Source organism: Bacillus sp. 41-22 (assembly GCF_025809295.1).
Taxonomy (GTDB): Bacteria; Bacillota; Bacilli; order Bacillales; family Bacillaceae_G; genus Bacillus_A; species Bacillus_A mycoides.
On the sequence record NZ_CP084035.1, the window covers coordinates 4,382,402 to 4,408,881 of the forward strand.

Here is a 26,480-nt window from a genome sequence, read left to right on the forward strand (position 1 = left end):
AGGGACGAAAGGTTAAACTTCGCGGTACCACCCAATTTGTCATAAAGACCAACTTTAACTCGTATGTAATACATACTTCCCGGTTTGTAACAGGCCGGATTCCCGTCTAAGTCTACTCTTGAATACAAGCTTCAATTTCGGTTAGCAACTCCAAGGTGTTCTTCACATATACCGCCTCATCAGGCTCTCACCGTCCCTGACTCGCTTTGGATTATAGTATATACTACTTTTCCTTATCATCGTCTTTCGTTTTGTTAAACTAAAATTAATGTACTACATTCGAGAGAAAGATGCAAGATGCCAGAAAATATATCAGCGATTTTTATAATATATCGACTTACCGACATTTTCCGACAATCGTGCCATAAAAAAATTGCCGGAATTAATCCGGCAATTTTTTTTACTTACGTAACTCCGCACCAAATTTCTCTTCTACCGCTGTTAATACACGGTTATGCGCTTCTGTTACTTCTTCGTCTGTTAATGTACGTTCTGCATCGAAGTAGTTCATAGAGAATGCAAGTGATTTCTTGCCTTCTTCCATTTTTTCACCTTCGTATAAGTCGAATAGTGCTACGTCTTTCAGAAGTTCTCCGCCAGCTTCAGCAATGACTTGCTTCATTTCACCAGCTTTTGTTTCTGTTGTTACTACAACAGCCATATCACGTGTCATAGATGGGAAACGTGGAATTGCTAAGTAGTAAGTTTCCTCAGCGTCTGCACCGAATACTTTTGCAAGAGATAATTCGAATACGAATGTATTTTTCACATCTAATTGTTTTTCTGTTTCCGGGTGCAATTGACCGATGAATCCGATTGCTTCACCATCTAATACGATGTCAGCTGTACGGCCTGGGTGCATACCTTCACGTTTTGCTGGTGCATAAGTGATTTGATTTGCCACGCCAAGTACGTCGAATAATCCTTCTAATACACCTTTAACAACGAAGAAGTCTACAACTTTCTTCTCACCTTGCCATGCATGGTGAAGAGCAAGACCTGTCATAACACCTGCAAGATGTTGTTCTTCTTTCGGAAGTTCTCCTGCTTCTGTTGGTAAGAAGATAGAACCTACTTCATATAATGCAACGCTGTCGTTTTTACGTGCAACATTGTATGAAACTGCTTCTAACAATTGTGGCACTAAGCTTAAACGAAGTTGGCTACGCTCTTCGCTCATTGGAAGCGCAAGATTTACAGGAGCTTTTTCGTTCGGCTCAACCATATATTGTTTCGCTTTGTCAGCGCTTGTTAATGAATATGTGATTGCTTCATATAAACCAGCACCTTCTAGGAAGCGGCGTACTTTACGACGTTTCGTTTGTGCTGATGTTAATTTACCACGTGTCATTGTTCCAGATGGTAATGTAACTGGAATGTGATCATAACCATACAGACGACCTACTTCTTCTACTAAGTCTTCTGAAATTGTAATGTCAGGACGACGTGCTGGTACATTTACATGGAATGTTCCTTCTACTTCTGTGAATGGGAATTTCAGGTTTGTGAACATTGTACCCATTTCACTCGCAGAAATATCTGTACCTAATACACGGTTTACTTTTTCAGCTGTAACAGATACTGTACGTTCTTGTACTTGTAAGTTATCAGCTTCTACTACACCTTCAAGTGCTTCTCCACCAGCGTATTTTGCCATTAAAGCAGCTGCATGTTGAATTGCTTCAAATGTACGTGTTGGGTCGATTCCCTTTTCAAAACGTGCACTTGATTCGCTACGAAGACCTAAGTCTTTTGATGTACGGCGCACTGTTTGACCTGCAAAGTATGCAGACTCAATTAGAACGTTTACTGTCTCGCTATCAACTTCAGAATCCGCTCCGCCCATTACACCAGCAACAGCTAACGCTTTTGTGCCATTTGTAATTACAAGATGGTGGCTTTGTAACGTACGTTCTTGAGCATCTAATGTTTGAATCTTTTCGCCTTCTTTTGCAAGACGAACAACGATTTCTTTTGAACCTAATTTATCGTAATCGAATGCATGTAACGGTTGACCGTATTCCATTAAAATGTAGTTTGTAATATCAACTACATTACTAATTGGACGAATGCCAGCTGCCATAAGACGAGTTTGCATCCACATTGGTGATGGACCAATCTTTACGTTTTTAACCATTTTTGCAATATATAATGGGTTTTCTTCTTTCGCTTCTACACTTACAGAAATGTAATCAGAAGTTTTTTCTGCTGTTTCTTGTAAGTCGATAGCTGGAAGTTTTACTTCACGGCCGTAAATAGCAGCTACTTCATATGCAACACCTAACATGTTTAAGCAATCTGCACGGTTTGGTGTTAAACCAAGCTCAAGTACTTCATCATTTAAATTTAAAATTTCAAGTGCATCTGCACCAACTTCAGCATCACTTGGGAAGATGAAGATACCGTCTGCATATTCTTTCGCAACGAATTTCCCATCAATACCAAGCTCTTGAAGAGCACAAACCATACCGTGAGAAGCTTCCCCGCGTAGTTTTGCTTTTTTAATTTTGAAGTTACCAGGAAGTACAGCGCCAACTTTTGCAACTGGTACTTTTAAACCTTTTGCAATGTTAGCAGCACCACAAATAATTTGAACCGGCTCTTCTTCACCGATATCGATTAAGCATTTGCTTAATTTATCAGCTTCTGGGTGTTTTTCACATTCTAATACGTGACCAACTACAACACCTTTTACACCTTTATTTAATACTTCAACACCTTCTACTTCAATACCACTTTTCGTGATTTTGTCTGCTAGTTCTTGTGCTGTTACATCTTTAATATCTACATACTCTTGTAACCAACGATATGATACGAACATATTTATCCTCTCCTTCCCTTACGCTCGTTTGAATTGTTGTAAGAAACGTACATCATTTGTATAGAAATGACGAATGTCATCTACGCCGTATTTCAACATTGCGATACGCTCTGCGCCCATACCGAATGCGAAACCTTGATATTCTTTTGAATCATAACCAGCCATTTCAAGTACGTTCGGGTGAACCATACCTGCTCCTAAAATTTCGATCCAGCCAGTCCCTTTACAAGTGCCACAACCTTTACCGTGACACATCATACAAGAAATATCCATCTCTACAGACGGCTCTGTGAATGGGAAGAAACTTGGACGAAGACGGATTTCACGATCTTCACCGAACATCTTTTTCACGAATACTTGCAGTGTACCTTTTAAGTCACTCATGCGAATGTTTTTATCAATTACAAGACCTTCAATTTGCATGAATTGGTGTGAATGCGTCGCATCATCGTCATCGCGGCGATACACTTTACCAGGACAAATAATTTTAATCGGTCCTTTTTCTTTATTCTTTTCCATCGTACGTGCTTGCACAGAAGATGTATGTGTACGTAGTAACGTTTCTTCTGTAATGTAGAATGTATCTTGCATATCACGCGCTGGGTGATCTTTCGGTAAGTTTAATGCTTCGAAGTTGTAGTAGTCTTTTTCTACTTCCGTCCCTTCAGCTACTTCATAACCCATACCGATGAATACATCTTCAATTTGTTCAACAACTGCTGTTAACGGATGGTGACAACCTGTTTCAACAGGACGACCTGGCAGTGTAACATCAATTGTTTCAGTAGCTAATTTCGCCTCAATTACTGCTTTTTCTAAGTTGCCAATTTTGTCTTCTAGACGCGTTTGAATCGCTTCACGTACTTCATTTACTAATGCTCCCATACGTGGACGCTCTTCTGCTGATAATTTTCCCATGCCGCGTAATACTTCTGTAATTGGACCTTTTTTCCCTAAATACGCTACGCGTACGTCGTTTAAGCCCTTTAGCTCTTTCGCTTCTTCAATAAGCTCTAACGCTTTTTGCTTTAGCTCTTTTAAACGTGCTTCCATTTGGAACCCTCCTAATTTTAAAAATAAAAAAACCCCGCTCCCAAAAAGGGACGAGGTAAATTCGCGGTACCACCCTAAATTGACAGAACAAGTCTGCCCACTCATTAGTTATAACGATCAATTCTGACCGGAACGCCTTTACATATAAATGGTCCTGGCGCCAACTCCAGAGGTGAATTCACTTCCATCTACCATAAGAATGCTTTCAGTCTACGGCACTCTCTCCCTATATGGCGATTTTGTAAGCTACTCTTCTCTATCAACGTTTTTCATTAATATACTTTTATTATATGTTCAAAAAAGTTCGATACTCATTTCACCACTTTTTTATGAACATGTACTTCAACTTATTATAAGAAGTTTTTTATCGATTCGCAACTGGGCTTTGTAAATAATACGTTAAAATCCCTGCTGCAACCGCAACATTTAATGATTCTGCCCCGCCGTAAATCGGAATATACAAGTTTTGATCACTTTTCGCCAGAATTTCTTGGCGTACGCCGCTTCCTTCATTCCCTACAATTAATGCAAAACTTCCAGCCGGGGTTACTTCACCAAATGGAACTCCATTTTCAAGAGCTGTTCCATATACAGGGACGTTATTTTCTTTTAACTTGTCTACCCATTCTTCTAAGTTCCCTTTTACAACCGGTAAGTGGAAAATAGAACCTTGTGTAGATCGTAGTACTTTACTATTATAAACATCAACGCACCCTTCTCCAAGCACAACGGCATGAATACCAGCTGCATCCGCTGTACGAATAATCGTTCCCAAATTACCTGGGTCTTGAAGGCCGTCTAATAAAAGAAATTTCCCATCAGTAAGAGCTACTTCTTTCTCATGTTTCTCACAAACAGCAAATACACCTTGCGTTGTTTCTGTTTCGCGGAGTACTTTTACAATTGCTTCAGGCACAATATACATTTCAACATCATTAACTGTCCAATCTTTCGGAAGATCTGTCTGATCTGAAACGATAAGTTCTGTTACAACTCCTGCCTTTAACGCTTCCTCTACTAAATGGAATCCTTCTACAAAAAATAAAGCTTTGTTATCGCGCTCTTTTTTCGTCTGCAGCTTTTTCCACTGCTTCACACGCGGGTTTTGTACTGAATCAATGTTTTTCATAATATGTATTTCCCTCTCTTCTTGTCTTATCATTATAGCCTATTTTTCATACATATTTACATAAAAAAGAACAAAAACTAACGTCAGTTTCAATTCTGAAGAAGAGGTGAAGATAATGAGTTTTAATTTACGCGGCGCGGTATTAGCGAATGTATCTGGAAATTCACAAGACCAATTACAAGAAACGATTGTCGATGCAATTCAAAGCGGTGAAGAAAAAATGCTTCCAGGTCTTGGCGTTTTATTCGAAGTCATTTGGAAAAATGCTGATGAAAATGAAAAACACGAAATGTTAGGAACACTGGAGCAAGGATTAAAAAAATAAGCAATAAAAGGTCACCTTAGAAAAAAAACTAAGGTGACCTTTTATGTCTATAAAATTTTTCTTCTCCTAAACATTTCTACTTTACTAACGCTACCCCGATGGAGTACAATGTTCAAAATACATTTAAACCGATCGATTTTTCTTCATATACATCATTGGATAAAAGGAGTGAATGTTTTATGCACCGTATTACGCTTGAACAAATTTTTAAACATCACATTACGCAAAAATATGTAAACCGTTCTGGAATGGTCCACGCGATTGCTGTCGCTTATCATGCGTTTCACTTAGCCAAAAAGCATCACGCCTCAGTCGATGCTGCGACAAAGGCTGGCTTCCTTCATGATATCGGACATCATACGTGGTACACGGGCGGCGAATGGGACTATGACTTGTATAAAAAGAATGATATACATGCGATTAAAGGGGCAGAAAGATCTCATAAATTGCTTATTAGATTAGGAGAACATCCTAAACTAGCAAAAGAAATTTCTATTGCGATTCTTCTTCATACAGATTCTTTCTTAGTACAGCAAGAAATTGAAAGAACATCTCTTCAAAACATTATTAAATGGGCAGACGAAGCAGATGAAGAACCGGGCGGAGCGCATCATTATAGAACGATTTCTTATGAAAAAGCATTGAAAGCAATTCAGCAATTAGACCGATTGGTAGAGCGTGAATTACAAATAGAGCAAAAGAAATTGAATGACAAGGCAGAACATAGTTATCAATGAGAAAGAGGCATCACTATAGGGTGATACCTCTTTTATTATTTTGCGAAAAATACACCTTTGTATGTAATATTTAAATGTTACACTCAAAAGCAAAATACTTTATAATTAAATATACAAATATAAAGAGGTGGTTTTACAAATGCAACCCGCTACACAACTTTCTAATGAACAGAAATACTCTATGTCATGGGGACAATTTATTAGCTCCGTTTTATTCGCTTTTTTCGGAACCGGACTTATTACTGTGTTCCTCGCAATGCCCTTAACAATTTATACAGCCGGCCTTACAGATAAAAAACAAATTGCCCTGTATGAATCTATTGCAAATACTGCAAGTATCATATTACAACTAGCCGTGTTGTTATTCTTCATTTTCAAATTCGAACCCGCAAAAAAATTACTACTAAAATCTTTTAACTTTAAAGTACTTAAAGAATGGCGTACATACGTATACTTACTTCTTTTCTTCGCTATAAACATTATACTCAATTACATCTTGTTAAATTATGTGTTCCAAGACGCAACGAAGCAGCAATCTTCCGCACTAAACTTAGACGTTTTTAAGCAGTATCAAATATTATTACTTCTCGGCTTCGCTATACTCACACCAATTTTTGAAGAGCTTATTTTCCGTGGTTTTATACTTCGCTTCTTCTCAGAACGCTTTCCATTTTGGATTGCAGCCATCATAACAAGCTTCTTCTTCGGTATCGCTCATACATACTCACTTGGAGTAATGGTAATTACTTTCTTCATGGGATTATTAATGGCTATTTTATGTAAAAAAACAAAATCCATTATTCCAGCTATGTTATTTCATATTATGAATAATATGTTGGCATTCTTGAGTTAAAAAGAGGTATCATCGCGATACCTCTTTCACTCTTTTATCACAACTTCAAACTCTTCTTCCGTTAACACTTTTCGGTAATTCGTTTTCTTTTCTCCCTCTTCACCAGAAGTTAGAACAGGCGTCAGAATAATTTTCGTTACACTATCTTCTAGTTTTTCAAATCGCCAATAACTATTTTTCGATAATGTAAGACCTGAGTCGGGTATTAACTCGTTTCCATCTTGATCTTTCGCGATAAATTTCACCTCTAATTTCGTTCCATTCAACATTTTATAATTCAACTTCGTAGATATAGGAGAAACTTTTAAATCTTCCACTTCTATTTTTTGACCATTTTCTAATTTAAAATGTTTATGGATTGGGATTGTTTTCGTTTCAGCTTTTAATTTGTCTCCAGATGCTTTGAAGGAAAAGCCCCATTCTCCTTTTATTGAGGTTTTATCTTTTAACGGCATAAGTCTTCTATATATAATTTGTATATCTAGTTCCCCATCCAATTCCATTGGCTTCATTTGTGAATCTTTCAAATTTGTAGTAGTAAAAAATGTGTATGTATAATCATTTACTCTTTGTTTACCTCCACCACCACTACCATTTAACTCTTTTCCATTTATATAAACATCTGGGTACGGTAAAAAAATATCTCCCAGATTAACACTGTTAGACTTAAACGTACTATTAACAATAATCTGCCCTTCATCTATCATCACTTCATCTAACCTTACTTCTACACCGTTATCATAAACTGTTTGTCCTATTGTCGTTTTATATTCTTTTAAAGGTTCCCCTCTACTGTTTACGTAGTCTTCCATTTTACTTCCGATTAACGGTATATCCGCAATCATCCTTCTCATATCTACAGTCATCATCATAATAAATAATGCCGCAGCCGATGTTACAATAGCTATATTACGTTTCGTATGACCTTTGTTCTTTCTTATCTTTTTGCTAATTCGCTTTTGTATTTTCTTTTTCTCTATATGAGTTAAGTTAACTTCTTTATATTCATTTTCATCAATTTTTAGATCATTTAACATTTCATACGGATCTTTCATTTCCTTCACCCCTTTTCTTATTTACTTCATTCGATTATGTAAAAATAATGCCCTTAGCTTCTTCCGGCCTCTCGACAGACGATTGTATATAAAAGAAGTTTTCATCCCCATTTTCTCTGCAATCTCTTCTACACTGTCTTCTTCAACGTAATGCTTCATAAAGATTTCTTTATCGTTCTTCTTTAAATGATCTAATATATGTTCCATATCATTACTAATTTCATTTTTAGTAGTATCGGTATGTACCGCTATTTCACCTATTTGATCTAATCCTTTTTCGTTTACTGTCTTCGCATATTTCCTCGCATAATCGATAGATTTATATTTTGTAATAGCTGCAATCCAATTTTTTAAAGTATTTTTCTCCTCATCATACTTTTCAATATGATTCCAAATTGCCAATAACACATCATCCATGCATTCCTCTTGTACATCTTGAAAAGAGGCTAAATGCTTCTGAATAATACTTTTTATAAGTCCGCTGTACCGGTCGATAATAAAATATAATGCTTTTTCGTTCCTTTTCCGTAGTTGCATTGCAACGTTCTCTTCTTTAATTTTCATATGTCCCCTCCTCTCTAACGTTCTCTACATCTATTAATTCGTATCGTTGCTTCTCATTTCTATCAATTTATACATATTTATTAATAATATCCAAAATAAACCTCATGTAGTAAAATATAACTTAATTAACTTAAAGGAGTTTACATATGTTCAGTATTATTTGGATACTTTTTACGCCACTTCTCTTACTATGCGGGATTGCTGGTGGTATTTTTTTAATGGTAACAGGAATTAAATATCGGAAATTACTTGTTATCTTAATGGGGATTATTTGCTTTTCATTCGTTATAATGCCTTTTATTTTTTTGAACAAAGGGATCAATGGAGAGACCGTTCTCCACATTCCACCTGTCCTATATTGGATACTTTTCTCTCTAGCTGGTTTATTAGCAGGATTGAATGGGGTACGTTCAAAAATTAAGAGTATACGCAACATGGGATTCATTATTTTCTCAATAGGACTGTTTGCAGCTATTTGCTATCAACTCATGTCCATGCCTGATTCATCTTTTATTCGTTAAGGGGTTATTACATATGGAATCTACCAACTTATTTATTTGGCTTATCTTAGCCCCTATTTTGTTATTATGTGAAGGCATCGTTGGCATTTTTTTAATTGCTGCCGGAATGAAATATCGAAAATCATTTATCGTTATAGCTGGTTTAATTAGCATATCGCTTATCGTTGTTCCTATCATTTGTATAGGTTTTGGAATAGATTTAGAGGGGATGGTTCCAATTTCAGGAACTTTATATTGGTGTTTCTTCTCTTTAGCTGGACTATTAGCTATTATAAGTGGAAGACAAATATCCAGCATTCGTGCTATGGGAACAATTTTGTTTATAACAGGGCTGTGCTCCGTAGCTGGTTATCATTTTTTATATCTCACTCTTTAAAAAGACAAAAAAGCAGGGAAATTAATTCCCTGCTTTTCTATTTGGTTTATTGCCTGATGGTAAGAAGAACGATAACACCCAAGCAATACCGGCTAATATTGTTGCAATTAAGAAGGCATCGTTAATACCGTTAATTGCAGATAGCTTTGAAATTTGTCCGAATAATAGTTGTGTACTCATCGCATCTCCTGCTTGAGCTGATCCGGCTAATGCCGCTAAGCTTTGGCCCATACCGTGTACTTTATCAACTAAAATCGGGTTTGACGTTGTTAACATATTGCCGTAATCCGCTACGTGAGCAGTAGTTTGTTGCGTCATAAGCGTGATTAATATCGCTGTTCCAATTGAACCAGCTACTTGTCTTGACGTATTTTGCGTTGCTGTACCGTGAGAAATTAATTTCATCGGCAGTGCATTCATACCAGCTGTCATAATTGGCATCATAATGAATGACATACCAATTGAGCGTATAATATAATCCGTCATAATAACGCTATACGGTGTATCCATCGATAACGTTGTAAATTTATATGTCGCAAATGTTGTAATGGCTAATCCGACAATTGCTAACGGACGAATACCATACTTATCAAATAGTTTACCTGCAACTGGTCCCATGATCCCCATAATTAATGATCCTGGAAGTAATAATAAACCAGATTCCATCGGTGTAAAACCGCGAATGTTTTGCAAGTATACTGGAAGTAATAACATACCTCCGAATAAGGCCATCGTTACAATCGCGTTAATTACTAATGTGAAAGTGAACGTCGGATATTTAAACACTTGTAAATCAAGCATTTTATTGTCTGTTGTTAACTCTCTCCAAATAAATACAGCTAAACCAATGACACCGATGATAAGTGTTATAACAACTTCTGCACTAGTCCAGCCATTATTTCCAGCTTCACTAAATCCGTACAGTAAGCTACCTAGTCCAATACTTGAACTAATAACACCGAATACATCTAACTTTGTTTTAGACACTGGCTGAGCTAGTGTAAAGAATTTAAAAGATAAGAACGTAATAATTAAACCGATAACAAACATCCCATAGAACATTAAGTTCCAGCTATAGTTTTCAATTACCCAACCTGTTACAGTTGGTCCGATAGCTGGTGCTAAAATCATCGCTACCCCAAGTAACCCCATAGCTGCTCCGCGTTTATTAGGCGGGAATAATGTCATGAAGATATTCATACCAACTGGCATTAAAATACCCGCACCAACCGCTTGAATAACGCGGCCCGTCATCATCATTGTAAAGTTTCCTGATGTAGCACAAATGATAGATCCTACAGTGAAGAATAACATTGCTGCTATGAATAATTTACGATACGTAAATCGTGAAACTAAAAATGCACTGATTGGTACTAAAATTCCGTTTACAAGCATGAAGCCTGTAATTAACCATTGTGCTGTTGAAGTTGATACGTTAAATTCGTTCATTAATGGAGGCAATGCAACATTAATGATCGTTTGGTTTAAAATAGAAACGAACATACCGAGAATTAGTACAGCTACAACTGCCTTTACATTCACATTCTCTACCGGCAATTGTCTCTTCAGCATTTCTTTTTCCTGTTTTACTTGCTCTTGCTTCCCTGTTTCTAATTCCACTACGTTAGAAGCTTCTGTTTCTTGTTTTTGTTCAAGTTCTTTCTCTACTGTTTCTGCTTGACTTACTTCTATCTTACTTACGGCTGGGACTTGTTCTTCTCCCACATTCGTTTTTTTCTTTCGTAAAAGACGATTTATAAGGAAGAAGACGATTATACAAAATAGTGCATATCCTACAATTGCAATTGAGGACATCTCATCTCCCCCTTACTTATGAATACGAACTGACACATTCATTCCAGGAACAATATTTACTGATTTACTATGATCTAAAGAAATTTTAACTGGTACAACTTGCTTTACTTTCGTATAGTTCGCTGTTGAGTTACTTGATGGTAACATCGAGAATGTATTCGCCGTTGTTAATCCAACTTGTTCTACTTTTCCTGTTAACGTTGTATCTGGGTATGCATCTACATACACATCTACTGTTTGGCCTTTTTGAACATCATCAATATTTGTTTCTTCAATATTTGCTGTTACCCATAAATTGTTCATATCAAATGCATAAGCAATTGGGCTACCTGCCCCAACGAACGCATTAGTTGTTGCGTTTGATTGTACAACTGTTGCATTTTGTGGAATTGTTACATCTACTGTTTGCTCACCATTTGCTCCTGCTACAGTAACCGCACCTAATTTATCGTTCTCATTGTAGTTTTTTCCTACTTCAGCTTTCCAGTCTGTTAATTTACCTGCTGCTGGTGATGCAATTGGGATTACTTTCCCGTCAATCTTTGCATTTTCTGTTTTTAAATAGTTTTCTGTTTGATTGTAATAGTAATAACCGCCAATACCGCCGCCAACTAATACAATTAATGTGATAATGTTGATAATTACCATTCTTCGAAACTGATTCATTGCATTCCTCTCCTTATATCGCATATAATTTTTTTCTAAACTATTTATATCCTTAGTGTTTATATTGTTTAATTGTTAATTATATTAACCTTTAAACAAAAAAAGCACACCTTTTACGACGCAAACTATGTTTTGTCTGCATCCTAGCGGTGCTGATTTCTAAAGGACTATCGTTTATAATTATAAATAATTATCCCGAATCTACAACCAACAATTTAAACCTATATGTTGTTTAAACAACATTACACTATACATGTGTTGTTTAAGGTTAAAAAATTAAACGAGGTGAAGTAAAAATGTCTATTAAAAATACAAATGATCCACGTGTAAAACGAACGAGACAACTCATACAGGATGCTTTTGTCGCTTTAGTAGGCGAAAAGGGCTTCGAAAATGTAACTGTGCAACATATCGCGGAACGCGCTCCTGTAAATCGTGCTACATTTTATAGCCATTACCATGATAAATATGATTTATTAGAAAAAAGCATAGAAGAAATGTTAGAAAAACTAGCTGCAGTAATTAAACCACAAAATCGAAATAAAGAAGATTTTCAGCTCACTTTTGATTCACCGCATCCAACTTTTTTAGCTTTGTTTGAGCATATCGCAGACAATACTAATTTCTATAACGTTATGCTCGGCGATAAGGCAGCTGGAAACTATTCTTATAAAATGATGAAAACAATTCAAACACATTTAACATTAAGCCTATCTATTTCCCAGCCAGATGATGAAGACCTTATGGTCCCTCGTGATATTCTTATTAGTTATGTTACAGGCGCTCATATCGGAATGATTATGTCATGGTTAAAAAGAGGCATGATTTATACCCCACATTTCATGGCAATGCAATTAACTCGCTTAATTATTTTAGGAGCTCATACTGCAGCAGGATTAGAAAGACCGTTTTAAAAATGAAAAAAGCGAAGGAGGTTATCCTTCGCTTTTTTCTATTAATTAAATGTAATGTTATGTACAGCCTCTTTATCAAGACGTTTAATAACTTCTACAATTAACTTCACTGCGTTTTCATAATCATCACGATGTAACATCGCTGCATGAGAATGAATGTAGCGTGTCGCAATCGTAATTGCCATAGACGGAATACCGTTTACAGAAATGTGAATTGCTCCTGCATCCGTTCCCCCGCCCGCTACAGAATCATATTGGTATGGAATTTGTAATTCATCAGCAACATCAACTACGAAATCACGTAAACCTGTATGACCAATAACAGAAGCATCATATAAAATGATCTGCGGTCCATCGCCCATTTTACTTTGCGCTTCTTTTGCCGTTACACCTGGTGTATCCCCAGCAATACCTACATCTACTGCGAATGCGATATCGGGCTTAATATAGTTTGCAGATGTTTTCGCACCACGAAGACCAACTTCTTCTTGTACAGTACCAACGCCGTATACAACGTTTGGATGCTTTTCATCTTTTAATTGTTTTAATACGTCAATTGCAATTGCACAACCAATTCGGTTATCCCATGCTTTTGCAAGTAACATCTTTTCATTCTTCATCACTTGGAATTCGAAGTACGGTACAACTTGATCTCCTGGTCGTATGCCCCACTCCATCGCTTCTTCTTGGCTAGAAGCACCAATATCGATGAACATGTCTTTAATTTCAACTGGCTTTTTACGAGCTTCTGGAGGTAAAATGTGCGGTGGTTTTGAACCAATTACACCTGTTACATCTCCTTTACGCGTTACAATCGTTACGCGCTGTGCAAGCATAACTTGCGACCACCAGCCACCCACCGTTTGGAAACGAAGGAAGCCTTTGTCATCAATTTGCGTAATCATAAAGCCGACTTCATCTAAATGACCTGCAACCATAATTTTCGGGCCGTTTTCTTCCCCAACTTTTTTCGCAACTAAACTTCCTAAATTGTCAGTAGAAAGTTCATCTGCAAACGGCTCAATATATTTCTTCATTACTTCACGTGGTTCGCGCTCGTTACCCGCAATACCGCGTGCGTCTGTTAATTCTTTTAGCATTGTCAATGTATCGTCTAATTTTATCATTGCCAACACCCTCCTTTTTCTTCAGTCACTTTATTATACAAAAGGAAATTGAAATATTCAAAAATTAAATTAGTATCCTTGTGTTTGACGCTGATGATTTACTTCATTTTTATCTAAATATGCTTTTTCAATTTCATCTTGTTCAAATTCAAGCGCTTGTCCAAGGCGAAGATAGCTTGTAAATAGTTCAATATAGTTCGTAATAGAAGGTTGATCTGTAAAACGAATTACTTTCGCATATGTGTCTAAGAAAATTTCCACTTGTGTTTTATTCGTTTGCGCACATTTATAGAATAAGAAGTTTTTATCAATTCCTAAATCGATTCCGATTGATAAAATAAAATGTAAACCATCTACGTATTCTTCTAATATTACTTCACGTTCTGAAGCTGGTTTATTGCTCCAATATTTAAAACAACGTGTTTCATTTGCAAGTTCTCCAATTTCTACAAGAAGAGCTAACATTTTTTCTTTTAACAATTTTTTGGGTTGTAAGTCATGTTCTTTCACAATACGGTCATCTAATTCTTTTTGTAATTTAAATAGTTGTAGTAAGTCCATTCTATTGTCCTCCTCCAACATCGCATTTTCCGCAACAATGTTGTTTCATCTCAAAGTTCATTATTATTTTTCGTTTCTTATTAACAAGTCAGCTACCTACATCTTTATAAAGATAGCTTGTCCTTAATTTGCAAATACGTTTCAATCATCACTCATATATTGTTCACTTGATGAAAGTTCCATATCATCTTTCCATTATAGCAGTGTCGTTTCTGCTAGGAAAGATGCACTTCTCACGAATGAGTTCAAATAAAAAAAGTCAGGAGGATTCTCCTGACTTTATATATATATTCTTTTATATCGCTATAGCTTTTATATTGATTTTGTCATATCGATAACGACACATCCGTTAATCTTTCCTACTTTCATGTAAAAGTCTCCTCGTTATCGTTACAAAAATTCTTACAAGCACATCTTAATATACTTGAGCAAGAAATAACGATAATAAGTGGAGGATTTTACAATAAATGCAAACAAAAAAACCTTAGAAGAAAATCTTCTAAGGTTTTAAACAATTAGTTAATGTTGTTTTTTGCAACTGTTGCTAATTCAGCGAAAGCTTTTTCGTCATGAACAGCTAAGTCAGCAAGCATCTTGCGGTTAACTTCGATGCCAGCATTTTTTAAACCGTGCATTAAGCGGCTGTAAGAAAGACCATTCATACGAGCTGCTGCGTTGATACGTGTAATCCATAATTTACGGAAGTCACGTTTCTTTTGACGACGGTCACGGAATGCATACATTAGAGATTTCATAACCTGTTGGTTAGCAACCTTAAATAATGTACTCTTAGAACCGTAGTAACCTTTTGCTAATTTTATAACTTTTTTACGACGTTGACGAGTAACTGTACCACCTTTTACTCTTGGCATAATATTACCTCCTAGTTTGTTCTATATATCAGCCGAACTTATTTTAAGTTGTCAAGCATTTGACGAATGCGTTTGAAGTCACCAGCGCTAACTACACCAGCTTTACGTAGTTTACGTTTAGCTTTTGTAGATTTGTTAGCGAATAAATGGCTTGTGTAAGCGTGAGAACGCTTCAGTTTACCAGATCCAGTCTTTTTGAAACGCTTTGCAGCGCCGCGATGAGTTTTTTGTTTAGGCATAGGTATTTCCTCCTCTATCTATTACTTATCGTTTTTCGGTGCTAAAACTAAGAACATACTACGTCCTTCCATTTTAGGCTTAGATTCAATTGTACTAACTTCAGCACAAGCTTCTGAGAAGCGATCTAAAACACGTTGACCGATTTCTTTATGAGTAATGGCACGTCCTTTAAAGCGAATTGACGCTTTAACCTTGTCGCCTTTCTCTAAAAACTTGACAGCATTACGAAGTTTTGTGTTAAAGTCATGTTCATCAATTGTTGGACTTAAACGAACTTCTTTCATGCTAATTACTTTTTGATTTTTGCGCTGTTCTTTTTCTTTCTTCTGTTGCTCAAAGCGGAATTTACCGTAGTCCATAATGCGGCATACTGGTGGTTTCGCATTTGGAGCAACCAATACTAAATCAAGATTAAGACCTGCAGCTAAGTCTAAAGCGTCATTACGAGACTTGATTCCAAGTTGATCGCCGTTTGCGCCAACTAAGCGTACTTCACGTGCACGAATTTGCTCGTTAATCATCATATCCTTGCTAATAGTAAGCCACCTCCAAGGTTTTCTTAGAATACGTTTTGCAATTGTAGAACCCGAACAAAAAAAGTGCGGGCACACGGCACCCACACTTGTAATATCTTTAGTAAGAAATACATTTACCTGCTAACTGCGAATGCGTCCATCAGGTGAGAAGCGGGTGCTTCTACTTGTCAAAACCATATTCTATTATCCTTGATGAGTTTATCATAGGACATGACGTCTGTCAAGAAGACGCGATGTGTTTTACTAACAACAAGAAATATTGTAACAAACAACCAGCATACTTGCAATACTTTTTTATGATAAGTATTGTTTGGTTATTTTTTCTAGATTTTCTTTTTTATAATACATAAAAAAGCCGCGGTATACCGCGGCTCTTTCTTATCGTTTTCCTTCTACCTTAATCATGTCAACAAACGCATCTAATGCGATTGTTTCTGATTTTTGTTCACCATATTTACGTACGTTAACGCCATTTTCAGTAACTTCATTGTCACCTACTACAAGCATGTACGGAATCTTTTGCATTTGTGCTTCACGGATTTTGTAACCAATTTTCTCTTCACGAGTGTCTAATTCAACACGGATACCAGCACGTCGTAATTCATCTTGTACTTTCTTCGCATAGTCTAAATGTACTTGCGGAGAAACTGGAATTACTTGCGCCTGAACTGGAGCTAACCAAGTTGGGAATGCACCTTTGTATTCTTCAATTAAGAAGGCTACGAAACGTTCCATAGTTGATACAACACCACGGTGAATTACAACTGGACGATGTTGTTTACCGTCTTCACCAACGTAAGTTAATTCAAAGCGTTCTGGAAGTAAGAAGTCTAATTGTACAGTTGAAAGTGTTTCGTCTTTTCCAAGAGCAGTACGAACTTGAACGTCAAGTTTCGGACCATAGAATGCCGCTTCACCTTCAGCTTCATAGTAATCAAGACCCATTTCATCCATAGCTTCTTTTAACATACCTTGTGCTTTTTCCCACATCTCATCATCAGCATAATACTTTTTAGTATCTGCTGGGTCACGATAAGATAGACGGAATGAATAGTTTTCTAAACCGAAATCTTTGTACACTTCTAACGTTAAGTTTACAACACGTTTTAATTCTTCTTTAATTTGATCTGGACGAACGAAAATGTGCGCATCATTTAAAGTCATTCCGCGTACACGTTGTAATCCAGATAATGCTCCAGACATTTCATAGCGGTGCATTGTTCCAAGTTCCGCAATACGGATTGGTAATTCACGGTAGCTGTGAATATCATTTTTATAAACCATCATATGGTGAGGGCAGTTCATTGGACGAAGAACTAACTCTTCATTATCCATTTCCATTGATGGGAACATGCCATCACGGTAATGGTTCCAGTGACCAGAAGTTTCATAAAGCTCTCTACTTCCTAATACTGGAGTGTATACGTGATCATAGCCTAAGCTTGCTTCTTTATCAACGATGTAACGCTCGATAATACGGCGAATTGTTGCACCTTTTGGTAACCAAAGTGGTAAACCTTGTCCTACTTTTTGGCTATTAGTAAATAGTTTTAACTCTTTACCTAATTTACGGTGATCGCGCTCTTTCGCTTCTTCAAGCATACGTAAGTGCTCATCTAATTCTGCTTTCTTAACGAATCCAGTACCGTAAATACGTTGTAACATTTTATTATTGCTATCGCCGCGCCAGTAAGCACCAGCAACACTTAATAATTTAAACACTTTAATCTTCCCTGTAGATGGAAGGTGAACACCACGGCAAAGGTCGAAGAATTCGCCTTGCTCATAGATTGAAATAACTGCATCTTCTGGAAGATCGTTAATTAAATCTAATTTTAACTCATCGCCGATTTCTTCAAAGCGACGAAGTGCTTCTGCACGTGGCACTTCATGACGAACGATTTCTAAGTTTTCGTTCACGATTTTTTGCATTTCTTTTTCGATTTTTTTGAAGTCTTCAACTGTAATTGCTTCTTCCATATCAATATCGTAGTAGAAGCCATTTTCGATTACTGGACCAATGCCAAGCTCAAGCTTAACATCTTTATATAAACGTTTTAACGCTTGTGCTAAAAGGTGAGCTGTTGAGTGGCGTAAAATATATAAGCCATCTTCAGAATCTAATGTAATAATAGAAACTGCACCATCTTCTTCGATTGGTGTAACAAGATCGATCATCTCATCGTTTAATTTTCCAGCCACAGCTTTTTTCTTTAAGCCTGGGCTAATAGAAGCTGCGATTTCTTCAGTTGTTACTCCTTTTGGAAACTCCTTCACAGCTCCATCAGGGAAAGTAATTTTAACTACATCTGCCATCACTGGTCACTCCTCTTTTTTTTCAAAATAAAAAACACTCATCCCATAAAAAGGGACGAGTGTTGAATTCGTGGTTCCACCCTTGTTCCAATTAACCTTATTGTTAATTGCTCAAGTTCAACATAACGGTGTTGTCCGTTAGCAATTACTAGAAAAACGTTCACTGCTAAAGTTTAGAGGTGGTAAGTAATTATCCCGTACTAGGAAGCTCACACCCTAAGGCTTCCCTCTCTGAAAATCGTAGAAAACTACCCATGTCCTCATCATGACATTTCAATATATTTCATTTATGTAGGTAATTATATGCTCAAAAACTTAGAAAATCAAGGGCGTTACCTTTATTTTTTAAATTTTTCACATTGCGCTCAAATTCATGTAATCCATGTAGTTGCACTCGTTCCTGAAATACATTTCGCAAAGTAATAATCATATTATGATCTTGTTCTTTCGTATATAAATAAATCTTTTTCGGCGAAATAGAAAGAAGTGGTGCAATTACTTTCGTATCGATATATACATCCTGTTTCTTTAATAATTCTTCATCTATATATTGAACCAATTTCTCCTGTTTTAAACGCCTACCTTTATCATCATAGAAAATAAAACTTTCATCAAAAATAAGATGTACACAGGACAAACGTGATTTCCGGCTACTTACTTGTTGGCGAAGTGTCTCAATGAATATTTGGTATTCCTGCTCCATCTTATACTCATCAATTGCAACTTCAGCAAGCTTAGTTACCATTTCCCTATATGTACGAAGACGAAAACGAACGTATGATGAAAACGAGAATGAGAGCGGATCACAAAGCCAATCATTCAAAGACGACGCAATATAAGATTCAAATTTTTGACGTGTTAAATCACTAGCTACTCCTTTTCTTCTTTCCTTTAAAATCTCATGTGCCATATGCAATATTTGATGACACTCTTCTTGTTCTTCATAAAAAAACTTTTCCTTTAAAATGGTATGAATCCATTCATTTTGTTTCACATTCATAATGAAATATAGTAATACTGGCAATAAAATCTTTTCAATATAATTTGATTCACATAATGGTATATGAATAACAACCTTTTGTTCATTTAAATATACACTTGTTTCCTTATATAAGGATTCTGTTCTTTTCGTTAGTTGTCTGTATACGTACACAGCATCATTTTTTTCTTCGAAGCAAATTTCAATCACTTTTGTCCCCCCTTTTATCCCCGCTCTAAAGGATTGCATCTATACGTTACAAATCCTATAAGAGTCCGATCTATGGAAGTTCACTCTTAGTAGAAACCTATCTCCCATCGTTAGAACATCCACTCGATATGGCTTGCTAATTTTATATATATTAAGGGAGGGAGAAAAAAATGATACAAGCTACTCTGAAAAAATGATTAAAATAAAGTGAAACTTTAATCAGTGGAGGTTTTGTCCATCCTCCACTGATTATTAGCCCGCACCAATCGGGCTTTTACGGGCAGCAGGGCTCCCACCTAACTTCTTTGCTTTACAGCCGAATTTTGAGGTGGGAGTCTTACTGCCCGCCAATAGCGGGATAAAAAAGAGCAAGCTTCTCAGCTCGCTCTTTACTTATTACGACGATTTTTCCCGCCAATTGGGATTGGCTTCGCTAAATATTTAATTCGTTCCATAATACGGGCCGCTTTCATCTCTTCTGCTTCACCGCGCTGTGTATACGTTAAATGATGTTCCAACTGTTTGAAATCAAAGTTAGATGTAAAGAACGTCGGTAAGTTTTCCAACATACGGAATTGCAAGATTGCACCGAGTACATCATCACGTACAAAACTTGACATCGCTTCTGCCCCGATATCATCTAACATTAATACTTGTACACGTTTGACAGCATCAATCTTTCCGCTAATCGAATTATCTTGAATCGAACTTTTGATTTCACGTAAAAATTCAGGGAAGTATACGAGCATCGAACTAATTTTCTTTCGCGCAAGCTCATTTGCAATTGCCCCTAAAAGATACGTTTTCCCTACACCAAATTTACCGTACAAATATAAACCTTGTGCTTTTTTACCTGGTTCGTATGTGTTTAAAAATTCATTCGTTGCACCTATTGCATCAATACGTGCATCTAAATCTGAAGGGTCTAAATTTTCCATAGTTGCCTGCAAAATGTCAACCGGCATATATACACTTTGAACGAGTTTTTCATATTTTTTTCTCTCATCATATGCTACTTTTCTAATACAACGATCGTATTGAATATCAATCATCTTACCTTGAATGACGAGCTTCGGCTCATATCCTTGTAGCATATTTTTACATGACCCTAAATCTGGACAATCCGCACACCCTACACTTTGTCCAATATATTCATATAACTTCACAAGACTTCGTTCAATCATAGAAGTCGTTACTTCACCTTTATGTTCGTCTATAAATTCTTTCACACGAGGGTGCGCCATCACTTCTGCCTTTAAGACTTCATATCTATTTTTAAAGTTTTTATTTTCCATTAATTTCGTAAATGAATTTTGAATATGCTCCATTTTCTCACCTCAAAGAGCGTTCATTTTCTTTTATTAATCACGCTTATATTTTTTCAATACTTCTTCTAATCGTTTCCGTTCATCTTCTAACGTACTTGCATCTTTTTTCGCACTTACGTCATTTTTTACAGGTTCTTTCTCTTCTTCTTTCGACTCTTCTTTAAGCCAATCTGGTACCATTTCTTTTCGCACTGTTTTCTTCGCTGTACGACCTTTTTTCTTCGTCTCAGCCCACTCTTGATATTGACGATTCTCTTCTTTCGCTAGCGCCATCGCCTCGCCTACTGTACCGACCTTTTTTCGCGCCCAATGTCCAGCAATCTTCTCGACATACGTTTTAGCAAGCTTCATATCTGAGCGTAGCATAACGTAATAAATAAGTACATTCACAACCCCTGGCGTTAACTTTTGATTTGTCATTACATCCTCAACGATTTGCAAGTCCGCTTTCGTCGCCTCTGCACCGCCTGAAATCTCTTTCAATAGTTGTTTTGGCGAGATTTCCTCTAACTGTTTCATTAGCATCTCTTCTTGCGTAGATGGCTCTTTCTCTTTCATTGTACGAGCAGCATGAGGTTGCACTCTTTCACTTAATACAGGTAACGCTTGACCATTTTCGAATTGATACCAATCGCGTGCTCCCTTCCGAAGCCTTTCGATATCAATTGTTTGCACTTCTGTCACTGCGCCAAGAACGATATTTTGCATCGATAACACATCCACACCGTACACATAAGCGAGTGTAATAACACATTCTCTCACTTGATCTGTAATCGCCTTTTTAGGAACAAGGGCTGATAGTCCGTCTACAAATAACGAGAAATCAAAGAAATCGTTCCAAACTTTCGGAGCATCCCCATTCTCGTTACTTGGCATAATTGTCGTTTTCGGGATACGCAGTTCTTCTTGCGCATATTCAAACTGACCTGGGTTAAACGAATCAAATATATCGTTGAAGGAGCGCGTAACATTTTCATAAGAAGCAAAATCGAATTCTTCTTCTAAGAAATATTGCTTTACTTGGTTGTATTTTGTCCGACTCAAGCGATTATATAAAAAGATACTTAAAACAATATCATCAAAAAACTGCTTCGGAGATAAAGGTGGTTGCAATTCATATATAAACATCCGAATATCTTTTTCTTTCTTAATATATACATTTAAAAGACCAATCGCTTCTAACTTTACTCGTTCCCCATATATTTCAGGAAGTTGCATTTGCATAGTCACCATAAGGGAGTGATGTGTATTCTCTTTTCCAAACACACGATCTTGCTCTAACTCTCCCCATAGTGTCATGTATAAGCTAAAAGCTCTACTACCTATTAACGGCTGATACAACATCGTTAATACTTTCCGGTCGTAATTATGTAACAACCCTTTCGCACTTACTTTATAACGATCAATCGGCAATAGCTCCATCCATGACTGTTTTTCCATTCTTGCTTTTCCTTTCTCTCATCCAATCTAGCCTACATTTCACTCGTTCTATCTTTATTATATAATTTATTAGCGAAAAAGAGCTATTAGCTTCCGCTTCTAGCTCTCTTATCTCGTTTACTTACAGTATATAAAGAGATTCCTTCTACTCTCTCTCTTTTTGCAGTATATCTTTTAATTCTTCAATAAATACATTTAAATCTTTAAATTGACGATACACAGAAGCAAAACGTACGTACGCAACATCATCAATATCACGAAGTTCTTCCATAACAATTTCACCAATCATATCACTTTTCACTTCTGATATACCTAAGTTACGAAGTTCACGCTCCACACTTTGTGTTACTTCCTCTAACTGCCTTAAAGATACAGGTCTTTTTTCACACGCTTTAATTAAACCGCGTAAAATTTTCTCTTTATTAAACTCTTCTCGTGTTCCTTCTTTTTTAACAACGATAAGAGGTGATTCTTCTACTCTTTCAAATGTCGTAAAGCGACTTAAACAACTTTCACACTCTCTTCTTCTTCGAATAGAGCGCCCCTCGTCTACCGGACGCGAATCTAACACTCTTGTTCCATTATGAAAACAGGATGGACAACGCAATTCATTCACTCCTTTACACTATAATCTTTATTCTTTCGCTACTCACCTACATGTGAAAATATATATACAATATTATATAACTCATTCTTCTATAATGACCACTCTAAGTTATTACATATCGTGATCCTATTTTATATAAACTAAAAAAGAGGTGCATTATACACCTCTTTACATTTTAAATCAATTATGTTCTTTTTTAAAGAGCTTTTGTTTCTCTCTGCTTAATTTCGAAGCTACCAGTGCCTCGAGGAAGCTCGATGCTCTCACGCGTTTTCGCGTTTAAACCTTCTGCAATATATTCTGCAGCAACATTTGGATCAATACGATCCCCACAAGTATAAACATCAATACTTGCGTAACCGTGCTCCGGAAAGCTATGAATTGTTAAATGTGATTCCGAGATAATTACTACTCCACTTACACCTTGTGGTGCAAATTTATGAAAAGCAACCTCACGTACTTCAGCACCAGCTCTTAGTGCTGCATCCACAAATAATTGTTCAATATACGGCATGTCATTAAGCTTGTCGAAATCGCAATCCCAAAGTTCAGCAATCACGTGACGACCCATCGTATCCATAGTATCCATTCTACAGTTCCCCCTTGTAAATTTATTCTAACTGTTCGAATTGAAAACTAATTTGCAATTTGGCTTGCTCCACTACCACGGGGGAAAGTTAGTCCAGAGAGGTCCTAACCCTTTAAGTAGTGACTACGTACCTCAGCTCTTAAGTTTACGAGTGTTAGTATACTTTGTTTATTTTCATTTTGCAACAACAGTTTTTTCGATTTTCTGTCATATTTTCCTCTTTACTTTTCCCTAAAAAAAATTAATGATTCACGAATACAGTAATCCCAACGTTTCGTGGTATGTCCACTATTTAAAAATATACTTATATAATTTTTTTCCTTTTCAGAAAAAAATAAAAAAGAGGGCAAATTTTCACTTGCCCTCTCTCGTTCACTTAAATATGTTGCACATTTTTTTGTTTCGCTAATTCATCAACAACTAACGTTACAAGATCTACAACACGACGAGAGTAGCCCCACTCGTTATCATACCAAGCAAGTACTTTCACTTTACGATCACCCATTACCATTGTAGACAAACCATCAATAATAGCTGAGTGTGTATTTGTATTAAAATCGATAGACACTAAAGGCTCTTCGCTGAATTCTACAATTCCTTTTAATGCACCGTTTGCAACAGTTTTGAATGCTTCATTAATATCTTCAACTGTTACATCACGTTTTACGTCTACTACTAAATCAACAAGAGACACGTTTGGTGTTGGTACACGAAGTGCCATACCATGAAGTTTTCCGTTTAAGTGTGGAAGAACTTTTGCTAGCGCTTTTGCAGCACCCGTCGTTGTTGGAATGATGGACTGTCCGCAAGCACGCGCTCTTCTTAAATCTTTATGTGGGTTATCAATATTTTTTTGGTCATTTGTATAAGCGTGAACAGTTGTCATTAAACCGTTTTCAATTCCGAACTGCTCATCTAACACCTTTACAACAGGCGCTAAACAGTTTGTTGTACAAGATGCATTTGAAATAACAGTATGCTTTGTGATATCTAATTGGTCTTCGTTCACACCAACTACGATTGTTACATCTTCATTTTTACCAGGTGCTGTTAAAATAACTTTTTTCGCTCCAGCTTCAACATGAAGAATTGCTTTTTCTTTAGAGTTAAATTTACCAGTTGCTTCAATTACAACTTCAACACCTAGATCTTTCCAAGGCAACTCCTTTGGATCGCGGTTGTTTAAAAGGCGAATCATTTTCCCATCAACTAGTAAGTGATCTTCAAATGCTTCCACTGTTCCGTCAAACTTTCCATGAACTGTATCATATTTAATTAAATGCGCTAACGTTTCTGATGGATAGCTTGCATTTATTGCTACAATTTTGAATGCGCTTTCTTTTATTGCTTGACGAAATACCATTCTCCCGATACGTCCAAATCCATTAATTGCCACACGAGTCATAATATGTTATCCCCCTTGAATGCGTTATACTATTTATCTCCAATCCCAATAATAGTATAACACAAAAAGGAGATATGTCACTAAGCATTTTCATTAATTTCACAATTTTTTAATCAATAATGTTCCATTCTTTCAAAATAGAAGCTAATTGTGTTTTCGTTCCAGTAATTGTGCCATCATTATAAATTACCTCATCTGCCTTCTTTACTTTTTCTTCTAATGGCATTTGAGATTGAATACGAGCCGTTGCTTCTTCTTCTGAAAAGTTATTTCGTTTCATTAAACGTTCCAATTGCGTATTCGGTGTGACTGCTACAACTAAAACACGATCAACGAGATTTGTTAATTTACTTTCAAACAAAAGAGGGATATCTAACACAACCGCTTGCATACTTTCTTTTATGTACATCTCCTTTTGTGCATTCATTTCTTCACGCACCGCAGGATGAACAATTTCGTTTAACTGCAATCGTTTTTCTTCATTATAAAAAACGACACTCCCAAGCTTTGGTCGATCAAGCTCTCCATCTTTTTGTAACACTTCCGTTCCGAACACCTCTACAATTTTGTTATATGCCGGTTTTCCTCGTTCTACAACTTCTCGCGCAATAATATCTGCATCAATAACCGGTATACTCATTTCACGAAACATTTCTGATACCGTACTTTTTCCGCTTGCAATGCCTCCTGTTAATCCAATTACTACTGTCATAATAATCCTCCTCACAATATTAAAGGCGCGAAACTAATGTTCCACGCCCATACTTACATTTTCCAAATTCCAATAATAATGAGTAATACCCCAGGCAGGAATGTAAATTTTTGTAACCATTTCATATTTGATAAAATCGTACCGAGCTTCATTCCAATAAATAAAAATAAAGAACTCATAACCGCGACTAATACCGCCATCATCGCGGGTGCATAACCTAATAAAGATGCACCAATTCCAGCACCAAACGAATCTATAGAAAGAGCGATACCGAGAAGTAGCGCTTCTCCTGCAGAGATAGTTCCTGATTTATCAAAATCTGCAACAGTCGGCTTCCGCAAAATTTGAATCACTAACCCTAGCGAAGCAATTTCTAGCTTCCAAACCTTTTCCTCTTGCTTCGGTTCTTCTTTTTTATCACTTCGAAAAAATTGATATAATACCCAAATACCTATTCCAATAAGAACAAATCCGCCGATACGCGTTGCGATAACAGGTGAAAATATTTTCGCGATCATATGTCCAATTCCCATGGAAACGAGCATTACAGCTGCTGAACAGATCCCGATAATTATAATTGATCTTAGTGGAATTCTTACGCTCCTTAACCCGTATGTTAGCCCTACACTACAGCTATCTAAGCTTAATGTAAAAGCTAATAAAATAAGAGATAAATAAAGGTACATCGGTAAGCTCCTCCCTTATACATAGCTCTGCTCTATGTATATG

27 protein-coding genes and 4 other annotated features (1 of these 31 cut by a window edge) are annotated in these 26,480 nt (G+C 36.6%); of the genes, 6 read left to right on the top strand and 21 right to left on the bottom strand.

Translation table 11 applies throughout. The features are described 5' to 3' along the window. Positions 1–249 (bottom strand) — a binding site (T-box leader) (it extends 3 nt beyond the left edge of the window). Positions 250–400: 151 nt separating this feature from the next. From pheT to LCF45_RS22445, 3 genes are all read right to left on the bottom strand, one after another. Next, positions 401–2,821: a phenylalanine--tRNA ligase subunit beta gene (pheT, locus tag LCF45_RS22435; RefSeq protein WP_002129337.1), complete on the bottom strand. Its 2,421-nt coding sequence runs from the start codon at positions 2,819–2,821 to the stop codon at positions 401–403. A gap of 18 nt (positions 2,822–2,839) precedes the next feature. After that, on the bottom strand, positions 2,840–3,874 hold the full coding sequence (gene pheS / locus LCF45_RS22440) for a phenylalanine--tRNA ligase subunit alpha (RefSeq protein ID WP_002015457.1): 1,035 nt from the start codon (positions 3,872–3,874) through the stop codon (positions 2,840–2,842). Between the two features lie 43 nt (positions 3,875–3,917). Further along, positions 3,918–4,146, bottom strand: a binding site (T-box leader). Positions 4,147–4,238: 92 nt separating this feature from the next. Continuing rightward, positions 4,239–5,036 (bottom strand): TrmH family RNA methyltransferase, encoded by a 798-nt coding sequence (locus LCF45_RS22445; RefSeq protein WP_002015458.1) that lies wholly within the window; start codon positions 5,034–5,036, stop codon positions 4,239–4,241. 82 nt (positions 5,037–5,118) lie between these two features. Between LCF45_RS22445 and sspI the strand changes: the two genes are divergently transcribed. From sspI to LCF45_RS22460, 3 genes are all read left to right on the top strand, one after another. Next, a complete protein-coding gene (gene sspI, locus LCF45_RS22450; protein ID WP_000009511.1) occupies positions 5,119–5,328 on the top strand; it encodes a small acid-soluble spore protein SspI in 210 nt (69 codons plus the stop codon). A 179-nt stretch (positions 5,329–5,507) separates the two neighbouring features. After that, on the top strand, positions 5,508–6,065 hold the full coding sequence (locus LCF45_RS22455; RefSeq protein ID WP_002129339.1) for an HD domain-containing protein: 558 nt from the start codon (positions 5,508–5,510) through the stop codon (positions 6,063–6,065). Positions 6,066–6,204: 139 nt separating this feature from the next. Further along, on the top strand, positions 6,205–6,918 hold the full coding sequence (locus tag LCF45_RS22460) for a CPBP family intramembrane glutamic endopeptidase (protein WP_002129340.1): 714 nt from the start codon (positions 6,205–6,207) through the stop codon (positions 6,916–6,918). A 26-nt stretch (positions 6,919–6,944) separates the two neighbouring features. On the opposite strand, the gene LCF45_RS22465 is transcribed toward LCF45_RS22460, so the two are convergent. Next, positions 6,945–7,973, bottom strand: a complete 1,029-nt coding sequence (locus LCF45_RS22465) for a DUF4179 domain-containing protein (RefSeq protein WP_016127522.1) — start codon at positions 7,971–7,973, stop codon at positions 6,945–6,947. Between the two features lie 21 nt (positions 7,974–7,994). Continuing rightward, complete coding sequence (locus LCF45_RS22470; protein WP_003191713.1) at positions 7,995–8,537, bottom strand: sigma-70 family RNA polymerase sigma factor; 543 nt, start codon at positions 8,535–8,537, stop codon at positions 7,995–7,997. Positions 8,538–8,683: 146 nt separating this feature from the next. Here LCF45_RS22470 and LCF45_RS22475 point away from each other — a divergent pair, with 146 nt between their 5' ends. Both LCF45_RS22475 and LCF45_RS22480 read left to right on the top strand, forming a co-directional pair. Beyond that, on the top strand, positions 8,684–9,058 hold the full coding sequence (locus LCF45_RS22475; RefSeq protein ID WP_002034233.1) for a hypothetical protein: 375 nt from the start codon (positions 8,684–8,686) through the stop codon (positions 9,056–9,058). Between the two features lie 13 nt (positions 9,059–9,071). Further along, the gene (locus LCF45_RS22480) at positions 9,072–9,434 is read left to right on the top strand and encodes a hypothetical protein (RefSeq protein WP_002129343.1); all 363 of its coding nucleotides are present in this window, start codon (positions 9,072–9,074) and stop codon (positions 9,432–9,434) included. A 21-nt stretch (positions 9,435–9,455) separates the two neighbouring features. Here the strand turns inward: LCF45_RS22480 and LCF45_RS22485 are convergent, their stop codons facing one another. Next, the gene (locus tag LCF45_RS22485; protein WP_002129344.1) at positions 9,456–11,249 is read right to left on the bottom strand and encodes a DHA2 family efflux MFS transporter permease subunit; all 1,794 of its coding nucleotides are present in this window, start codon (positions 11,247–11,249) and stop codon (positions 9,456–9,458) included. 12 nt (positions 11,250–11,261) lie between these two features. Beyond that, entirely contained in the window at positions 11,262–11,915 is a 654-nt protein-coding gene (locus tag LCF45_RS22490; protein ID WP_002129345.1) for an HlyD family secretion protein, read from the bottom strand. Positions 11,916–12,211: 296 nt separating this feature from the next. On the opposite strand from LCF45_RS22490, the gene LCF45_RS22495 reads away from it, so the two are divergent. Next, positions 12,212–12,829, top strand: coding sequence for a TetR/AcrR family transcriptional regulator (locus LCF45_RS22495; RefSeq protein WP_002015467.1), 618 nt, complete (start codon positions 12,212–12,214; stop codon positions 12,827–12,829). Positions 12,830–12,870: 41 nt separating this feature from the next. Here the strand turns inward: LCF45_RS22495 and LCF45_RS22500 are convergent, their stop codons facing one another. From LCF45_RS22500 to ytaF, 14 genes are all read right to left on the bottom strand, one after another. Next, on the bottom strand, positions 12,871–13,956 hold the full coding sequence (locus LCF45_RS22500) for a M42 family metallopeptidase (RefSeq protein WP_002129347.1): 1,086 nt from the start codon (positions 13,954–13,956) through the stop codon (positions 12,871–12,873). Between the two features lie 69 nt (positions 13,957–14,025). Next, positions 14,026–14,517, bottom strand: coding sequence for a dUTP diphosphatase (locus tag LCF45_RS22505; protein ID WP_002015469.1), 492 nt, complete (start codon positions 14,515–14,517; stop codon positions 14,026–14,028). Positions 14,518–15,032: 515 nt separating this feature from the next. Continuing rightward, positions 15,033–15,389, bottom strand: a complete 357-nt coding sequence (rplT, locus tag LCF45_RS22510; protein ID WP_001138364.1) for a 50S ribosomal protein L20 — start codon at positions 15,387–15,389, stop codon at positions 15,033–15,035. A 38-nt stretch (positions 15,390–15,427) separates the two neighbouring features. Further along, on the bottom strand, positions 15,428–15,628 hold the full coding sequence (gene rpmI / locus LCF45_RS22515) for a 50S ribosomal protein L35 (RefSeq protein WP_001125945.1): 201 nt from the start codon (positions 15,626–15,628) through the stop codon (positions 15,428–15,430). A 21-nt stretch (positions 15,629–15,649) separates the two neighbouring features. Beyond that, positions 15,650–16,153: a translation initiation factor IF-3 gene (gene infC, locus LCF45_RS22520; RefSeq protein WP_002015470.1), complete on the bottom strand. Its 504-nt coding sequence runs from the start codon at positions 16,151–16,153 to the stop codon at positions 15,650–15,652. 63 nt (positions 16,154–16,216) lie between these two features. Beyond that, positions 16,217–16,337: a sequence feature (ribosomal protein L20 leader region), on the bottom strand. Positions 16,338–16,543: 206 nt separating this feature from the next. Next, positions 16,544–18,481 carry a threonine--tRNA ligase gene (thrS, locus tag LCF45_RS22525; RefSeq protein ID WP_002034275.1) on the bottom strand — a complete coding sequence of 646 codons (1,938 nt, stop codon included), beginning with the start codon at positions 18,479–18,481 and terminating at the stop codon, positions 16,544–16,546. A 48-nt stretch (positions 18,482–18,529) separates the two neighbouring features. Continuing rightward, positions 18,530–18,757: a binding site (T-box leader), on the bottom strand. Positions 18,758–18,788: 31 nt separating this feature from the next. After that, entirely contained in the window at positions 18,789–19,670 is an 882-nt protein-coding gene (ytxC, locus tag LCF45_RS22530; RefSeq protein ID WP_002088921.1) for a putative sporulation protein YtxC, read from the bottom strand. 389 nt (positions 19,671–20,059) lie between these two features. Then, positions 20,060–20,998, bottom strand: coding sequence for a primosomal protein DnaI (gene dnaI / locus LCF45_RS22535; protein WP_002015473.1), 939 nt, complete (start codon positions 20,996–20,998; stop codon positions 20,060–20,062). 33 nt (positions 20,999–21,031) lie between these two features. Then, a complete protein-coding gene (locus LCF45_RS22540; protein WP_002184851.1) occupies positions 21,032–22,438 on the bottom strand; it encodes a replication initiation and membrane attachment family protein in 1,407 nt (468 codons plus the stop codon). Positions 22,439–22,583: 145 nt separating this feature from the next. Beyond that, the gene (gene nrdR, locus LCF45_RS22545) at positions 22,584–23,045 is read right to left on the bottom strand and encodes a transcriptional regulator NrdR (protein WP_001203686.1); all 462 of its coding nucleotides are present in this window, start codon (positions 23,043–23,045) and stop codon (positions 22,584–22,586) included. A 196-nt stretch (positions 23,046–23,241) separates the two neighbouring features. Next, a complete protein-coding gene (speD, locus tag LCF45_RS22550) occupies positions 23,242–23,625 on the bottom strand; it encodes an adenosylmethionine decarboxylase (RefSeq protein ID WP_002003660.1) in 384 nt (127 codons plus the stop codon). A 385-nt stretch (positions 23,626–24,010) separates the two neighbouring features. Next, positions 24,011–25,039 (bottom strand): glyceraldehyde-3-phosphate dehydrogenase, encoded by a 1,029-nt coding sequence (locus LCF45_RS22555; protein ID WP_002129350.1) that lies wholly within the window; start codon positions 25,037–25,039, stop codon positions 24,011–24,013. A gap of 109 nt (positions 25,040–25,148) precedes the next feature. Next, entirely contained in the window at positions 25,149–25,751 is a 603-nt protein-coding gene (gene coaE, locus LCF45_RS22560) for a dephospho-CoA kinase (RefSeq protein ID WP_002129351.1), read from the bottom strand. Positions 25,752–25,804: 53 nt separating this feature from the next. Beyond that, a complete protein-coding gene (gene ytaF / locus LCF45_RS22565) occupies positions 25,805–26,437 on the bottom strand; it encodes a sporulation membrane protein YtaF (protein ID WP_002129352.1) in 633 nt (210 codons plus the stop codon). Positions 26,438–26,480: the final 43 nt, after the last annotated feature.

Bases quoted from the DNA above. Each gene is read 5' to 3' on its own strand.
- pheT (WP_002129337.1), bottom strand. From the start codon at position 2,821: ATGTTCGTATCATATCGTTGGTTACAAGAGTATGTAGATATTAAAGAT.
- pheS (WP_002015457.1), bottom strand. From the start codon at position 3,874: ATGGAAGCACGTTTAAAAGAGCTAAAGCAAAAAGCGTTAGAGCTTATT.
- sspI (WP_000009511.1), top strand. From the start codon at position 5,119: ATGAGTTTTAATTTACGCGGCGCGGTATTAGCGAATGTATCTGGAAAT.
- infC (WP_002015470.1), bottom strand. From the start codon at position 16,153: ATGATGATTAACGAGCAAATTCGTGCACGTGAAGTACGCTTAGTTGGC.
- dnaI (WP_002015473.1), bottom strand. From the start codon at position 20,998: ATGGAGCATATTCAAAATTCATTTACGAAATTAATGGAAAATAAAAAC.
- LCF45_RS22470 (WP_003191713.1), bottom strand. From the start codon at position 8,537: ATGAAAATTAAAGAAGAGAACGTTGCAATGCAACTACGGAAAAGGAAC.
- LCF45_RS22505 (WP_002015469.1), bottom strand. From the start codon at position 14,517: ATGGACTTACTACAACTATTTAAATTACAAAAAGAATTAGATGACCGT.
- speD (WP_002003660.1), bottom strand. From the start codon at position 23,625: ATGGATACGATGGGTCGTCACGTGATTGCTGAACTTTGGGATTGCGAT.
- LCF45_RS22490 (WP_002129345.1), bottom strand. From the start codon at position 11,915: ATGAATCAGTTTCGAAGAATGGTAATTATCAACATTATCACATTAATT.
- LCF45_RS22500 (WP_002129347.1), bottom strand. From the start codon at position 13,956: ATGATAAAATTAGACGATACATTGACAATGCTAAAAGAATTAACAGAC.
- LCF45_RS22495 (WP_002015467.1), top strand. From the start codon at position 12,212: ATGTCTATTAAAAATACAAATGATCCACGTGTAAAACGAACGAGACAA.
- LCF45_RS22445 (WP_002015458.1), bottom strand. From the start codon at position 5,036: ATGATAAGACAAGAAGAGAGGGAAATACATATTATGAAAAACATTGAT.
- LCF45_RS22485 (WP_002129344.1), bottom strand. From the start codon at position 11,249: ATGTCCTCAATTGCAATTGTAGGATATGCACTATTTTGTATAATCGTC.
- LCF45_RS22460 (WP_002129340.1), top strand. From the start codon at position 6,205: ATGCAACCCGCTACACAACTTTCTAATGAACAGAAATACTCTATGTCA.
- LCF45_RS22540 (WP_002184851.1), bottom strand. From the start codon at position 22,438: ATGGAAAAACAGTCATGGATGGAGCTATTGCCGATTGATCGTTATAAA.
- LCF45_RS22480 (WP_002129343.1), top strand. From the start codon at position 9,072: ATGGAATCTACCAACTTATTTATTTGGCTTATCTTAGCCCCTATTTTG.
- rpmI (WP_001125945.1), bottom strand. From the start codon at position 15,628: ATGCCTAAACAAAAAACTCATCGCGGCGCTGCAAAGCGTTTCAAAAAG.
- LCF45_RS22465 (WP_016127522.1), bottom strand. From the start codon at position 7,973: ATGAAAGATCCGTATGAAATGTTAAATGATCTAAAAATTGATGAAAAT.
- LCF45_RS22455 (WP_002129339.1), top strand. From the start codon at position 5,508: ATGCACCGTATTACGCTTGAACAAATTTTTAAACATCACATTACGCAA.
- rplT (WP_001138364.1), bottom strand. From the start codon at position 15,389: ATGCCAAGAGTAAAAGGTGGTACAGTTACTCGTCAACGTCGTAAAAAA.
- LCF45_RS22475 (WP_002034233.1), top strand. From the start codon at position 8,684: ATGTTCAGTATTATTTGGATACTTTTTACGCCACTTCTCTTACTATGC.
- thrS (WP_002034275.1), bottom strand. From the start codon at position 18,481: ATGGCAGATGTAGTTAAAATTACTTTCCCTGATGGAGCTGTGAAGGAG.
- ytaF (WP_002129352.1), bottom strand. From the start codon at position 26,437: ATGTACCTTTATTTATCTCTTATTTTATTAGCTTTTACATTAAGCTTA.
- coaE (WP_002129351.1), bottom strand. From the start codon at position 25,751: ATGACAGTAGTAATTGGATTAACAGGAGGCATTGCAAGCGGAAAAAGT.
- LCF45_RS22555 (WP_002129350.1), bottom strand. From the start codon at position 25,039: ATGACTCGTGTGGCAATTAATGGATTTGGACGTATCGGGAGAATGGTA.